The sequence below is a fragment of the Shewanella sp. Pdp11 genome (assembly GCF_002838165.1).
GTDB classification, from domain to species: Bacteria; Pseudomonadota; Gammaproteobacteria; order Enterobacterales; family Shewanellaceae; genus Shewanella; species Shewanella hafniensis.
The window spans coordinates 1,247,366-1,262,739 of sequence record NZ_CP015194.1 but is presented as its reverse complement, the minus strand read 5'-3'; the positions used below and the strand labels follow the sequence as shown (position 1 = coordinate 1,262,739).

The following is a 15,374-nucleotide window of genomic DNA, read 5'->3' as shown; positions in this document are numbered from 1 at the left end:
GGGAGTAAACGCTTTTCCGTTTTGGTCAGATCTTGATTAAGAATCTGTGGGGCCTAGCCCCACGACTTTGAGTTGCCCAACCTTCAACCCAAGGTCAAATCTTCACGCAGACAAACAGCGCGTTGCCGGATGCGAGATCCCACGGGACGATTTTTTCATAATCGTGTTCGAAAACATGCACTTCAAAATAGGGGGCTAACAATTCCTGCAGTTCTGTGAAGCTAGTCGCGACCATGGCATGTTGATCTTGCCATTGCTCAATGCTGTGTAGTTCTTGTAAGCCAACGTCCTGCAAACCTGCGGCGTGCAACCCCGCTTCCAGCGAGCCTAAATCTTTCATGTCAGAGACTGGTAAAGACGAAGCTGACACCTCAGTAAACGGCAGACTGCTTTTGGCAATACTCAACTTTAAGGACTGTTTCTCGCCTTGACCACTGTAATGCCAACCGGATTCGAAGGCAAAATGGCTACCATCAAACTCGGCAAAATGCTTAACCGAGGCAGTGTTATCGATTCTGTGTTTATCGACAGTATTAAAACAAAACAATCCGCCGTCATTGAGCGCACTGTGCACACTGGCGATACAACTTTTAAGCCGTTCGATACAAGCACTGTAATGGATGGAATATAAGAAACAGGTGATCAAGTCGACGCGCTCTTCTAAATAAAAAGCGGTCATATCTTGCAAATTAAACTGGGCTTCGGGACAACGGCGCATGGCCATGTCGAGCATAGGCTGATTGATATCTAGGCCACTGCATTGATAACCGAGATCGATAAAATGCCGCACATGGGGACCCGTACCACAAGCTAAATCAAGGTGTTGTTTACCGTTATTACCCAGGAACTGATGCAGACGATGAATGCTCGCACTCTGTTGCTGGTAGTTAATATCGGCACACATTAAATCGTAATAGCCAGATAAATCGGTATAGAGCGCGTTGGATGACATAGTAGCGAATAGGTAACAAGGGCAATTTTAGGTGGCGCATGATATATCAGTTAGCCGATTTCATAAACAAACAATTGCCCTTTTGCTAAGTAAGCCACAAGCTAAAGCGGCCATTTGTGTACTCAAGGATTCAATTCGAGTTAGTAGCGCAATAATCGCAGATAGAAAGATACGTTAGTCAAAGAAATGAAAACGCAGTGAACTCACAACATACATCGAGCTCACACTCTCGATTAACTAGTTGCAGGCACATCTCGCGGATTGCTCACAAGGCGGCGCAGCGGCCACTTCGCACATCCCCGCTGTTTTACCTTCGCCGACACACCAAGCATTACAGTCAAAGGTATCAGGATGACCTAAGTCGTCACTGTGACCGTGTATTACATCTTTGCCGGGGTTAGATTCGACTAACAGGCCATCGGGCAAACACGCCTCGCCAAACATTCTGCCATTAGGCACACCTTGTGCGTCGGTACCGACATGGCACCCCGCAACACCGGGCGCAACACCGTCACTGTCCTTCCACCAGCTCTGTTTGTTCTCTTGCCAATCAGAGGGTTTAAATTCTATGGTGCCCATGGCACCGGCCATTCCCTTGGCGCCATCTGAGGGTTCACCGATTTCACCGTGGGCAAACACTTGGCTAGCTAGCAGCAAGGAACAGGATGCGAATAGGGTTAAAGCTGTAAACTGTTTCATAACACCTCCTTTGTTTGAGTCAGAATAAGCTTAGTCAGATGTGTCGATATCGCCATTTTAGATTCTATGGTGAACGCACAAAGCAGAAGATCCAGATAGGTTAAGATGTTGAACGAGCGCGGCTATGGTGCATGAAAGTTCAGCTCTGCATAGGTAGTTAAATGTTCGAGTTTAGGTTTAGCAAAGTAATAACCCTGAAAATACTCAATCCCGATTCCAGCGAGATAATTCAGTTCGGCTTCGCTCTCAACCCCTTCAGCCAAGACTCTGGTATTTAGCTCTAGGCAAATACGCAGTATTTCATCCACCGCCAGCTGTTTTTCTTTATCGACATCGATATCACGGATCAAGGTCATATCGAGTTTTAATACTTGAGGGCGCAGGGCATCCAACCAACTTAAATCAGCAAAACCACTGCCAAAATCATCGATTGCGGTGATAAAACCACGTTTAGCATAGCTCTCGAAGATACGGACTAATTTCGCTCGGTCGACAATTTGCTCGCCCTCAGTCACTTCAAACATGATTTTGTGGATATCAAACCCATACATGTCGGCAGCTTCAATCGTCGCGCGGATACAAGTCTCAGGGTTATACACGGCGTTAGGTAAAAAGTTGATACTGAGCATCTTATCGAGTCCCAGTTTGGAGGCGGTTTCTATCGCTTTAACTCGGCAGGCCTGATCGAAATAGTATTTGTTGCTTTCGTTAATCCGCTCAAACACCCATCCAGCGCCTTCTCCATTGGGCCCACGGACAAGGGCCTCATACCCGTGGATCTCACGACTAGGCCAATGAATGATAGGTTGAAATGCCATTCGAATTTCAAATCCTAATGACTTACCACTTAAGCAATCCATGCAAGTTTGTTGCTTTATTTGAGCGGGAAAATCCATAAACGGCCTCCTAAACATCACCTTACTAGTGTGAGGATAAATGGTTAAATTTGCCAGTTTTTACTGTTCATCATGTTAATAAAATCTTTCACCACAAGATGTTGGCATTTCATCATGAGCACTTACCTCATCCACGCAGACCACAAGGTAAATCAGGCTTAAGTAGTATTCACGAATTTAGCCTGCAAAATTTAACAAATGTAAATGATAACGAATATCATTAACTTAACCGTACGCTTACGTTATATTGTGCTCACTTTTCCATCCCATCCCCAAAATATCAGGCTTAATGATGAACACACTGCGCTTGTCCACACTCTATTCAGCAATAATCATTGCACTATCGACTGCTATGCCAAGCTATGCCGATGAGGCCGCTCCCAATGAAAATGTCGATGAAAAAATTGAAAAAATAGAAATCAAAGGCAGTTATATTGCAGGTTACAACGCCAGTACCGCCAGTGGTGCTTCAAAATTAGAATTGCCAATCAGTGATATTCCGCAATCTGTCTCTGTGATTACCAGCGCGCAAATGAGCGACTTCCAACTCACTAATATCAACACGGTTTTAGATACAGCGACGGGTGTCAATGTTGAACGTATCGAGACTGACCGTACTTATTACACGGCCCGCGGCTTTGATATCACTAATTTCCAGATTGATGGTATCGGCCTACCATTAAGTTCCGGCAGTAACCATTCTGACGAAGATACCGCCATTTATGACCGCGTCGAAGTGATCCGCGGCGCCAATGGTTTAATGACAGGAGTAGGCAATCCCTCTGCCACGGTAAACTTTATTCGTAAGCGCCCAACGGCAGACAATCAACTTAATATTAATGCCAGCTACGGCAGTTTTGACAATGCTCGCCTTGAACTCGATGGCACAGTGAATTTGGGCGAAAAAGTCGCGGCCAGAGCGGTGGCGGTGAAGCAAGTTCAAGACTCCTATCTTGATCGCTACCAACAAGACAAGAATGTCTTGTATGCCATGCTTGAGGCACAATTATCCGATAACACGACTCTTTCACTCAGCCATGCTTATATCAAAAATGACACAGATGGTGGCCTATGGGGTGCACTGCCGCTGTATTATACCGACGGTAGCGCGACCAATTATGATCGCTCTACTAGCACCTCGGCCAATTGGTCATCATGGCTAGTTGAGAAGCACAATACTGTGGTTGAGCTAAGTCATTACTTTAACGATGACTGGCACCTACGTGCGACTTACTCGCATAAATCAACCGATGAAGACACCCAGCTTTTTTATGTTTATGGCACACCAGATAAAACCACAGAGTTAGGTCTGACCGGTTACGGCAGTGAATATGATGCAACAGAAAGCAGCGATTTGGCCGATGTATATGTTAAAGGCGATATCAATTTGTTTGGCCGTGAACACCAGTTAGTTTTTGGCCTAAACTACTCAACGTCAGACAAACAAGAACACTCACTCTACGACTACACCACAGGCAATGGTTTCCCTGCCATGCCAGACCTCAATACGTGGGAGGGCAATACGCCCTATCCCACCTTTGCCGACAGTCCATTGGGGAGCGATGTTAACTCAACCCAAAAAGCCGCTTATTTCACTGGACGGTTTAATTTGTTTGAAGACATGCACTTAATTACTGGTGGCCGCTTTAACCAATGGGAAGCAAAAGGTGAATCCTACGGTGAATCACGGGATACCGATGCACAAGATTTCATCCCTTACCTAGGGCTTGTCTATCGTTTTATGCCAGAACTGGTCGCCTACGCTAGCTATACCGAAACCTTCCTCGCACAAATTAAAAGAGACATTAACAATCAATTGATTGACCCAGTGACAGGCGAAAGTCGTGAGGTCGGTTTAAAGAGCGAATTATTTGATGGTAAGTTAATCGCCAGCCTCGCCTACTTCGATGTCGAACAAGTGAACTTGGCTGTTCCACTCAACAGCAATCCTGATAACAAGATTTTTATTGCTGGTGATGGGATCAATAGCAAAGGTTACGAACTGGATATAGCGGGAGAGGTTTATCCGGGCTTACAGGTGAGCTTAGGTTATACCGACTTCAACATTAATGGCCGCGATGATGTTGCCAAACTGGTAAAAGAATACACGCCAAGTAAGTTATTTAAGTTAAGTGCCGTCTATGAATTTGAGCAACTCGAAGGCTTAAGCTTTGGTGTTAACATGCGCTGGCAGGATGATATCTCTCGCACACAGGATGACGTAGTTGCTGATGGTTTTGCCAATGCGGGTGACCCTATTATCACGAAACAAGATGCCTATGCTATCGTCGATTTGATGGCGCGCTACGCATTTACCGACAATGTTAGCCTGACCGTTAACGCCAACAACATCACCGATGAGAAATACCTCAATAGCCTCTATTGGGCACAAGGTTTCTACGGTGCACCAGCCAACTATAGTGCAACTGTAAGCTGGAAGATGTAATGCTATTTAGGATGGGGCAATCCCAATAAGAACTGGCGAACAAAAAGGGCAGACTCGATTTAAGTCTGCCCTTTTCTATTCTTCAGCACTTATTACTTCAACACTGACTACTTCAACTTATAAATCACTTCAACTCTATCTTCTATGCTCACTTGACCATATTGATAACTCTCGGCGGCGCCCATAGCATCGGCTTTGGCGTTCATGCGTAACATCACAGGTTGCACAGGGCGTTGATCGTAATAACGGATCTGCCAGATCTTGCCGAGATTTTCACCAAAGCCTTTAGCCAAAGACTCGGCTTTTTGTTTAGCATCCACAATCGCGGCTTGGCGTGCCTTGGCGACGTATTCCGCTTCTTTGCTCGATTTAAGGGCGATGTTGTTCACCCGATTCATGCCCTCTTCTAAGGCTGAATCTAAGATTGCATTCAAGCGGCTTAAGTCTGTTACCGTCACGGTAATTTGACGACTGGCGGTGTAACCCGTCAGCTCAGGTGCCTTATCCTGCACATAGGTGTATTGCGGCTGAAGATTTAAATTCGCGCTCTGGATCTGAGCTTTAGCCACACCCGCTGCGGTGAGACGGGCGATAAACTTAGCCACGGCGGCATCGGAATTATCCTTGGCGGCTTTCGCGGTTTTTTCGATCACGGCCACTTCCACATTCACATCCGCCATATCGGGTTCGACTTGGATTTGACTCACACCCATGGTTTCAATGTGGGGGAAATCGACCTCTGCAGCGAGTACCGCTGGCGCCATAAACGCACTCGAAAAAAGACCACCCGCCACCAATACCGCTAAAAGAGAATTTTTCATAACTGACTCCAAAATAATGTGCTTATAGCTAAACCACTTCAAATAGAACGCATATTCAAACGAGACGGTTAACACGACTGTGTCGCTTATTTAGCGCTTAGGCTATCAGTAAAAAGTGCCAATACCTGTACCAATATGTAACAGCATCAACAAACTGTCTCTTGCTCCCTATAAACGCGGCGGATTTTAAAAAGGGTTATTTTTTCTGAAAAATATTTAGCTCGTTTTATCCCTATGGGTTCGACTGCGGATCTCTGGCGGATATCTCTATATCCACACCCAAAATAGGCCTTAGGGTTAACTGGCATATTCAGCGCCCCAGTTGTACAATTTTCAGCCAAAGCTACTGTACCTTTTAACCACTTCAGGTATAATCCGCCATCTTTTTTAAGGCGGCTTATACCTCAGCGAGAAACCATGACAGTTGAAACTTTTAAACCCAAGCAAACGACCACGCTTGATATCCCAGTCAAAACATTAGAAGCCACCAGCACTAATGCTGTTACCACTGGGAATCGCATCGGTTTCGTGTCTTTGGGCTGCCCAAAAAACCTCGTGGATTCAGAGCGTATTCTGACTCAGTTACGCATCGACGGCTACGAAGTGACTAACAGCTACGACAATGCCGACTTAGTTATCGTCAACACCTGCGGCTTTATCGATGCTGCGGTTGAAGAATCTCTGGATGCTGTGCGTGAAGCCTTAGAAGAAAACGGCAAAGTGATCGTCACTGGCTGTCTTGGCGCCAAAGAAAACCAAATCCGTGAAGTGCACCCTGATGTATTAGAAATCACGGGCCCACACAGCTACGAAGCTGTGTTGAAGCATGTTCACAAATATGTGCCTAAGCCAGAACACAACCCTTTCACGTCATTAATCCCACAAACAGGGGTTAAGTTAACGCCTAAACATTACGCTTATTTAAAGATTTCAGAAGGTTGCGACAACCGTTGTACTTTCTGCATTATTCCTTCGCTACGTGGCGATCTCGACAGCCGCCCAGCGGGCAGCATCTTAGATGAAGCTAAGCGTTTAGTGGAATCAGGCGTACAAGAAATTCTAGTTGTGAGCCAAGACACCTCGGCCTACGGCAAAGACAAAGGCGGTCGTACCGATTTTTGGAACGGTATGCCAGTCAAGCAAGACATTACTAGCCTAGCGCGCCAACTGGGTAAAATGGGCGCTTGGGTGCGTCTGCATTACATCTATCCATACCCATGGGTTGACGATTTGATCCCCTTGATGGCCGAAGGTTTGATTCTGCCGTATTTGGATATTCCAATGCAGCATGCAAGCCCGCGCATCCTCAAGATGATGAAGCGTCCAGGCCGTGTTGACCGTCAGTTAGAAGCAATTCAACGCTGGCGTGAAATCTGCCCCGATCTAGTGATCCGCTCGACCTTTATCGTCGGCTTCCCAGGTGAAACCGAAGAGGATTTCCAAATCCTGCTCGATTTCTTAAAAGAAGCCCGCCTCGATCGCGTCGGTTGCTTTAAGTATTCAGAAGTGGATGGCGCTGTCGCCAACACCATCGCCGAGCTTATCAGCGAAGAAGTGAAAGAAGACAGATACCACAGATTTATGGAAGTCCAAGCCGAGATCAGCGCCGAGCGTTTAGCCCGTTTCGTTGGCCGTACCTTAGATATTCTGATTGACGATGTAGACGAAGAAGGCGCCATTGGCCGCAGCTTCGCCGATGCACCTGAAATCGACGGTATGGTGTTTATCAATGGTGAAACTGAGTTGGAACCTGGTATGTTGGTTCGTGCCCGCATCACCCATTCAGATGAACACGATCTATGGGCTGAAGTAGTCGACGCTGACACCCAAGACTAAGATAGATTCTAGGTTCTAGGTTCCAGGGCCTAGATTCTCGCAGCTGCGCTCTTTGCAGCGTCCTAGCAGGGCGAAGCCCGCCCTGCTTTCTACCTTCACTATACATCTGGCCCCAACATCTTATTGGCATCGACCCACAGCTCGAACTCTTCTGCTGTCACCAACTCAAGTTCTAATGCCGCTTGGCGCAGTGTCTTATGTTCGCTATGGGCTTTTTTGGCTATCTTAGCGGCCTGTTCATAACCGATATGTTGATTCAGCGCCGTGACTAGCATAAGTGAGTTTTCCACATGCAGCGCGATTTGCGGTTCATTTGCCACTATGCCGACCACGCAGTGATCGTTAAACGACTGGCAAGCATCCCCCAATAAGCGCCCCGATTGCAGCACATTGGCGATGATCATCGGCTTAAATACATTGAGCTCAAACTGACCATTGCAACCGCCAATGCTAACGGCGACATCATTACCCATGATTTGCGCGCACACCATAGTCATGGCCTCGACCTGAGTCGGGTTGACTTTGCCCGGCATAATGGACGAACCGGGTTCATTTTCAGGCAGGAATAACTCACCGATGCCGCAGCGCGGGCCAGAACCTAACATCCTAATATCATTTGCGATCTTCATTAAACTGACTGCCGCCACTTTATAGGCCGCCGACAGGGCGACTAATTCATCGTGGGCAGCAAGGGCGGCAAACTTATTCGGTGCCGTCACTAAGGGCAAGCCCGTGAGTTTTGCGATATTGTCCGCCACCTTAACGGCGTAATCCTTGTGCGTATTCAGCCCTGTGCCGACGGCGGTCGCACCTAAGGCTAACTCGGCCACCCGCTTGAGACTGTGCTCAATGCCTTCGATGGCATAACTTAACTGCGCGGCGTAACCCGAAAACTCTTGGCCCAAGGTTAACGGTGTCGCATCCATAAAATGGGTGCGGCCGATTTTAACTAGGTGCGCAAATTCCTCGGCCTTATGCAGCAAGCTCTGCTGCAATAACTTCATGCGGGGCAAAACCAGCTCAACGGCTTGGCGATAGGAGGCAATGTGCATGGCGGTGGGAAAGGTGTCGTTGGAAGATTGCGAGCGGTTAACATCGTCATTGGGATGCAAGCATTTAACCGCATCGATAAGTTGCCCACCCGAGAGCACATGGCCGCGATAGGCGATCACCTCATTGACGTTCATATTGGTTTGCGTGCCCGAGCCCGTTTGCCAAATCACCAAGGGAAATTGCGTATCGAGTTTACCTGCTATCAGTTCATCGCACACTTGGGCAATCAGTTGGGCTTTAGCTTGAGTCAAAGTGCCAAGTTGTTGATTGGTAATGGCGGCGGCCTTTTTGAGATAACCAAATGCATGGATCACTTCAATCGGCATTGACGCTTCGACACCGATACGAAAGTGCTGCCGCGAACGCTCGGTTTGCGCGCCCCAATAACAGTCTGCGGGGACTTGTACCTCGCCCATAGTGTCGTGTTCGATTCGATATTGCTGTGCCATGCGCATCTCCTTCGCTAAAACTCTCTAAGCCTTCACCATACTCGCTCAGGGCGAAAGTACAATTAACCTCCAACAAGGAGTATCAATAATAAGGCTGATTTAAGCGTAAAGATTGGCGTAAAGGCAGGCGGAAGAGCGTGAATTGGCAGGATTAGCGAGGCACTAACACAGCAGACTAAAACAGTAAAAAGCAGATTAACAAAAACGCAGACCTAGAAAGTCAAAAGGGGCATCGCCCTTGTGCTGATGCCCCTTTCGGTTTTGTGCCTTACGGTCATATGACCCTTTGCCCTTTTTCGCTTTCTCAGTACGGGTCCTAAACAAGGGACTCGTCACTAACGCTTTAAGTGCGTTGTCGGTAATGGTGCCTCGGCCACTTTCGTGTTCTAAGGTCATATTTTGCGGTTTTTGTTTAGTCATTTTATGCCTCACTGCTTAATGAAAGTTAAGCCCATGGCCTAACCGCGCAAACTATAACGCAATCAAATCAGATGTACAGAGTTTGTGCACTCCAATATAAAAAATGGCTTTGACTAGTAGGAAAGTATGATAGATTATTCAAACAAAAATAATATATTAGCTTAATAATCAATAAGATTTAGTTAATAGGTTTTCAGGTTTAGTTTACCGATTTTGCCATAACCTTTATTGGCACTCAGGTTACGCTTTGTAATCGACAGATAAGGAGATCAATTTGAAATCCACCTTAGTCGCTCAACCTTGGCTCGGCGCACTGCTTTTGCTGATGACACTTCAAGCTCCGCTCGCCAATGCCTTTTCCAGTTCCGACGCCTGCGTGATTACTATGGGATATCGCACCAGCGAACGCTTACCTTTTATCGGAGATGAGCCCAATAATACGGGATTTTATCACGACCTTTACCAAGCGGCGGCGGACAAGGTTGGCTGCAAACTCAATATAGTACGCGCCCCTAAATTACGCATTTTGCGGGATCTCAAACTCGGCAATATCGACTTTTATCCTGGGCTTAACTTCAGCGAAGATCGCGCTAAATACGCGTATTTTATCCCTAATGGACTTTCAGAACGCGCCATAGGCATTAGCCGTGCGGGCGCCGCCGATATTCGCTCGATTGAGCAATTAGCCAATAACAAGATGACCCTCTTAATCGCGCCCGGCAGTTACGACTTTGGTGGCCTACCCGACAAAATACAGGTACGTAAACCGCCTGAACTCAATGTGTCTAAAGCCTTAGATTATTTGCTTTCAAACCAAGGGGATTTTTTCATTTACGATCAAACCACACTGCATTATTACCTAAAGGATCGCGACCCCACTCAGTTCAAACTCCACTATGACTGTTGCCAATTACCGCAGGAAATGTACCTCGGCTTTTCGAAAAAAAGCCGTCACTACCGCGGTAGGCACAACCCTAACTATCGCACCGAAAACCCCATCAGCCCAGATAATAACCCCACAATATTAGCGCCTGATTCAAAAGCCTTCGAGTTTGCCAAAGCACTCGCGGCTATGGATTCCCAAGGTGAAACGCAGCGGCTGTATAGCAAGTATTTTGGTTAGTTCAAGCCTTAAAAACTCACCCAAGCTTTCACCGCCGATAAGACAAGGTTCCATTGGTACGCCTATCGATAATTGAACAGCTCAATTGTTAAAAGTATAAGATAGTCATGACTTAAGTGATTCAAGTGGGAGGAATTTACCTTCTGCTCAAGCTCAATTCTGTTCCTTAGCCCGCTTTATTGCCCTCTGCGACAATATGCCGCACCTGCCACACTGAGATGCTCTTTATAATGCAGCGCAATTAATCCAAGTGAATGGAAGACAATAAGATGGCTGCAAATTCTGCGTATTTATCTCACCCGTTTAAAACTTCAGTAATTTCCTCATCCCTCGCAATCGCCATGGGCTTATCGCTAGCGCCACAAGCCATGGCTGACGACAGCGAATTAGCCAATATTGAGCGCTTAGAGGTCCATGGCCAACAGACCGAAAACCGTAACGCCTTAGGTTCGGCTGAAAATCTACTGAAAGGGCAAGGGGTCGATTTCTCCGAAGCGGGCGGCGTATCGGCCCTACCTATCCTCAATGGCATGATGGGCGATCGCATCAAAGTGCTGGTTGATGGCGCAGACATTACCGCATCCTGTGCAAACCAAATGAATCCACCGCTGTCCTATATTTCTGCCAACCAAGTCACCACAGCCGAAGTGATTGCGGGTGTATCGCCCGTCAGTGCCGGTGGCGACAATATTGCGGGCGTGATTAAGGTTAGCAGCCTTAATCCTAAATTTGGTGAAAGCGATAGCATCAAGTGGAATAGTGGCGATATTTCAACGGGATATCGCAGTGTGAGTGACACCTTGCTACTCGGCACTAATGCCACAGTCGCCAGCAAAAATGTCAGCCTTAGCTATCAAGGCGCCTATGAAGATGCCAACAGCTATAAAGATGGCAATGGCGATAAAGTCATAGATACTCTGTACCGCGCACAAAACCATGCATTGACCGCCGCATGGCGCGATGAGACTCAGGAAGTTACCATCAAACTGACCCATCAGAATATTCCATTCCAAGGTTTTGCTAACCAATACATGGATATGACGGATAACAAGAGTTACGGTGCCCTCGCCCGTTATCAACTCAAACTCGACGATGACGGTGAGTTCAGTGCCCAAGTAAACTGGCACGGCGTGAAGCACGAGATGGGCTTTTTCACCCCAGAAAAAACCGGCAAGATGCCAATGAACACTGAAGGTGATGACTACAGCTATCAACTGCACTGGCGTTTGCCAATGGGTGATGACAGCACCTTACTGGTCGGCCAAGAATACTATAGCTACCAACTTGACGATGTGTGGCCTGCGGTGCCAGGCACTATGATGTCGCCCAATGACTACATCAACATCAACGATGGTGAACGCCGCCGCGCCGCCGTTTATGGCGAATGGCAGCAAGATTTGAGCCCTAGCTGGTGGTTATCGGCAGGTGTTCGCTTTGAGTATGTCACCACCAATACCGGTGAAGTCCAGGCTTACAGTGACATGCCAATGATGGGCATGCCCAATGTCGACGCAGAAGCGGCAAAAGCCTTTAATGCGATGGACAGAAAACGTGATGATAATCTGATCGACGCCACCTTACTGGCTCGCTATCAATTATCGACCAATCAACAACTTGAGTTTGGTTTAGCCCGCAAGAATCGTGCACCCAATCTGTACGAGCGTTACAGCTGGGGCCGCGGCACTATGGCGACCACTATGATAGGTTGGTATGGCGATGGAAATGGTTACGTGGGTAATCCGGATCTTAAACCAGAAACCGCCCATACCCTGAGCGCAGCCTACAAATATAACGGTGATAGCTGGCAAGTCTCGACCACAGCTTGGTACACAGCTGTGACTGACTATGTCGATGCCGAAGTGATTGGCAGTTTTAATCGCACTAGCTCAGCTGATGGTAAACGCAATATTCTTCAATTCACTAACTTAGATGCCAATCTCTATGGTGCACGTTTTAATGCGCTCTATCAGTTTGCTGAAACCAACACAGGCAAATGGCAAGTGTTAGGCAAAGTGAATGTAACCCGTGGTGAGCGAGATGAAGGCAATGAGCCTTTATATCAAATCAAGCCGCTGCAAACCGAACTGGCACTGCAACATCAACTCGGTAACTGGGAAAACAGCCTTTCATGGCAATGGGTTGCGACCAAAGATCGTGTGGATGACCGCCGCCTTGAAAATGAAACCGACAGCTACTCCTTGCTCAATTTAAACAGCAGTATGAAATGGCAGGATCTGACTGTTACCTTCGCCGTGAATAACCTGTTCGACAGCTACTATGAGCTGCCACTGGGCGGGGTGAGTGTGGCGGAATTTAAGGCCGATAATACCAATGGCTTTAAGCAGATTGCCGGTGCAGGCCGCTCGTTTGAACTCAGCGCAAGCTATGCGTTTTAACGACCGATTTTAAAGGCACTGTTTTTAATAACATCGTTTTTAACCACATGGCTTTTTAACGACACAGTTTTTTAGGGCGAATAACTCTAATCCAAACGTTAAACAAAAAGGGCAAGCAGATTAAGTGATTAATCGCTTGCCCTTTTTTATGCTCAAACCACATTCATGCTACTGACGCTAAAGCACTGGCACTAAAGCACTATGCACAAAGAGTAAAACGATGGATTAGTTACCCGCAATCTTCATTTCAGATAACAAGATACCGCCGGTACGAATCGATGAGCGCAGATCAAAATCCTTACTCACGGCTTGCACGCCACGGAACATCTCTTTCAAGTTACCCGCGATAGTGATTTCTTCCACTGGATATTGGATCTCACCGTTTTCAACGTAAAAACCTGCCGCACCACGAGAATAATCGCCCGTTACCATGTTCACACCTTGGCCCATGACTTCGGTCACAATCAAACCTGTGCCCATGTCTTTTACCAATTCGTCGAAGGTTTGGCCTGTATGGCCGAGCGTCCAGTTATAGATACCGCCCGCATGACCTGTGTTGCTTAAACCTAACTTGCGCGCCGAGTAGCTGGTCAGCAAATAGGTTTCTAACATGCCGCGGTCAATAATGCGTCTGTCTTGAGTCGCCACACCTTCACTGTCGTAGTTCGCGCTCGCCAGTGCGCCCAGTAAATGCGGCTGCTCTTCGATATTGAACCAATCGGGGAAGATTTGGGTGTTGATCGAATCCAATAAGAAACTGGATTTACGGTATAAACTGCCACCGCTGATCGCACCGATAAAGTGGCCGATTAACCCTGTGGCGATATCTGGCGCTAATAAAATGGGTAAACGCGTAGTAGCTATCTTGCGTGCACCGAGGCGGCTGACTGTCTTCTCGGCGGTCTTTAAACCGACCGTTTCAGGTGCAAGCATCTCGCTGAATTTACGGGCAATAGTGTAATCGTAATCCCGTTGCATATTGCCTTCGCTATCTTCACCGATCACGCTGCAACTTAAGCTATAACGCGAGCTGCAATACCCGTTTAAGAAACCGTGGCTGTTGCCATACACTTTAACCGCAGTGTGGGCATTGGCACTGGCGCCGTCGGAATTATTAATGCGCGGATCGGCATCGAGCGCCGCTGTTTCAGCGCGGATCGCCAGTTGGGCTAACTCATCGGGGGAAATATCTTCTGGATAATACAGCTGAAGATCGCGGATCTGAGTTGCCATCAAGGCTTTATCGGCAAGACCACTGAAAGGATCGGGCGAAGTGTAACGGGCAATATCGTCAGCCGCTTTCACCGCTAAGGCTATGGCCTCTGGACTTAAATCCGACGTCGATGAACTGCCCTTGCAACCATCGCGGTAAACCGTAATCCCTAAGGCACCATCTTTATTAAATTCAACGGTTTCAACTTCTTTTAAACGGGTAGAAACCGACAAACCTTGTTGTTTACTGATCGCCACTTCGGCAGCGTTCGTTCCTAATTTGTTGGCATATTCCAGCGCCACGGCCACCGCATCTTTCAGCGCGCCCAATTCACTATCGATTCTGTTCAAAGACACAAAGCTACTCTTTCGTTGTCGGCAATGACGCTAGCATAACAAACACAAATCCCATTCACATTAATTATTCACCGCCGACTTAGGCTTGAGCGCGTATCCTAAGCACATTCACCTAGGCGATTTTTGGCTGGAGATGTTATTATTAGCCAGTTATTTACTTGAGGTTTTATCGATATGAAGATTGTTGGTGATTCAGAACATTTTAAACAGCCCTACGACATAGATGAAGATTATGTCAGCAGTAAAACAACGGACAAGCGTGATAGCGAAGCCGTGCAAAAAGTCGGTATGGAGCTTGTTTCACTGAGCAAAACTCAGCTAGATAAAATCGAGCTGGATGAGTTTTTGTACGACGCTATCCTGCAAACACGCAAAATCAAGGTTAATACTGAGGCGTATCGTCGCCACATGCAGTATATCGGCAAATTGATGCGTAATTTTGATATCGAGCCTATCAAGGCTTCACTCGCTATCGTGTTGAATAAAAACAACAACGAAACGGCGAAGTTGCAGATGTTCGAAAAAATGCGTGAACGCTTACTCACCCAAGGTGATGCTGAAATTCAAACCTTAGTTGAGCATTATCCGCAATTAGACAGACAGAAACTGCGTACTTTGGTGCGTCAAGCGACCAAAGAAGTGGCCAAAGGTCCAGAATCAAAATCATCTAAAGAGCTGTTTAAATATCTACGCAGCGAAATCCAAGACTAATTA

Annotated in this window: 12 protein-coding genes; 5 read left to right on the top strand and 7 right to left on the bottom strand. The window is 47.1% G+C overall.

Annotated features, from left to right (window positions below; all coding sequences use genetic code 11):
• Positions 1–94 precede the first annotated feature (94 nt).
• From AYJ58_RS05570 to AYJ58_RS05560, 3 genes are all read right to left on the bottom strand, one after another.
• Positions 95–952, bottom strand: a complete 858-nt coding sequence (locus AYJ58_RS05570; RefSeq protein ID WP_106649322.1) for a class I SAM-dependent DNA methyltransferase — start codon at positions 950–952, stop codon at positions 95–97.
• Positions 953–1,189: 237 nt separating this feature from the next.
• Positions 1,190–1,651 (bottom strand): hypothetical protein, encoded by a 462-nt coding sequence (locus AYJ58_RS05565; protein WP_106649321.1) that lies wholly within the window; start codon positions 1,649–1,651, stop codon positions 1,190–1,192.
• A 122-nt stretch (positions 1,652–1,773) separates the two neighbouring features.
• Positions 1,774–2,547, bottom strand: coding sequence for an EAL domain-containing protein (locus AYJ58_RS05560; RefSeq protein WP_106649320.1), 774 nt, complete (start codon positions 2,545–2,547; stop codon positions 1,774–1,776).
• A 292-nt stretch (positions 2,548–2,839) separates the two neighbouring features.
• Here AYJ58_RS05560 and AYJ58_RS05555 point away from each other — a divergent pair, with 292 nt between their 5' ends.
• On the top strand, positions 2,840–4,993 hold the full coding sequence (locus AYJ58_RS05555) for a TonB-dependent siderophore receptor (RefSeq protein WP_106649319.1): 2,154 nt from the start codon (positions 2,840–2,842) through the stop codon (positions 4,991–4,993).
• Between the two features lie 107 nt (positions 4,994–5,100).
• Here the strand turns inward: AYJ58_RS05555 and AYJ58_RS05550 are convergent, their stop codons facing one another.
• On the bottom strand, positions 5,101–5,814 hold the full coding sequence (locus AYJ58_RS05550; RefSeq protein ID WP_106649318.1) for an oxidative stress defense protein: 714 nt from the start codon (positions 5,812–5,814) through the stop codon (positions 5,101–5,103).
• A gap of 417 nt (positions 5,815–6,231) precedes the next feature.
• On the opposite strand from AYJ58_RS05550, the gene rimO reads away from it, so the two are divergent.
• Positions 6,232–7,650, top strand: coding sequence for a 30S ribosomal protein S12 methylthiotransferase RimO (rimO, locus tag AYJ58_RS05545; protein ID WP_106649317.1), 1,419 nt, complete (start codon positions 6,232–6,234; stop codon positions 7,648–7,650).
• Positions 7,651–7,748: 98 nt separating this feature from the next.
• Here rimO and fumC read toward each other — a convergent pair whose 3' ends face one another.
• Together fumC and AYJ58_RS05535 are read right to left on the bottom strand one after the other, a co-directional pair.
• Positions 7,749–9,152, bottom strand: a complete 1,404-nt coding sequence (fumC, locus tag AYJ58_RS05540) for a class II fumarate hydratase (RefSeq protein WP_106649316.1) — start codon at positions 9,150–9,152, stop codon at positions 7,749–7,751.
• 195 nt (positions 9,153–9,347) lie between these two features.
• On the bottom strand, positions 9,348–9,572 hold the full coding sequence (locus AYJ58_RS05535) for a ribosome alternative rescue factor ArfA (protein WP_006087026.1): 225 nt from the start codon (positions 9,570–9,572) through the stop codon (positions 9,348–9,350).
• 274 nt (positions 9,573–9,846) lie between these two features.
• On the opposite strand from AYJ58_RS05535, the gene AYJ58_RS05530 reads away from it, so the two are divergent.
• Entirely contained in the window at positions 9,847–10,695 is an 849-nt protein-coding gene (locus tag AYJ58_RS05530; RefSeq protein ID WP_106649315.1) for a substrate-binding periplasmic protein, read from the top strand.
• A gap of 269 nt (positions 10,696–10,964) precedes the next feature.
• Entirely contained in the window at positions 10,965–13,091 is a 2,127-nt protein-coding gene (locus AYJ58_RS05525; RefSeq protein ID WP_106649314.1) for a TonB-dependent receptor, read from the top strand.
• 225 nt (positions 13,092–13,316) lie between these two features.
• Here the strand turns inward: AYJ58_RS05525 and pmbA are convergent, their stop codons facing one another.
• On the bottom strand, positions 13,317–14,660 hold the full coding sequence (pmbA, locus tag AYJ58_RS05520; protein WP_106649313.1) for a metalloprotease PmbA: 1,344 nt from the start codon (positions 14,658–14,660) through the stop codon (positions 13,317–13,319).
• A gap of 174 nt (positions 14,661–14,834) precedes the next feature.
• Here pmbA and yjgA point away from each other — a divergent pair, with 174 nt between their 5' ends.
• On the top strand, positions 14,835–15,371 hold the full coding sequence (gene yjgA / locus AYJ58_RS05515; protein ID WP_106649312.1) for a ribosome biogenesis factor YjgA: 537 nt from the start codon (positions 14,835–14,837) through the stop codon (positions 15,369–15,371).
• Positions 15,372–15,374: the final 3 nt, after the last annotated feature.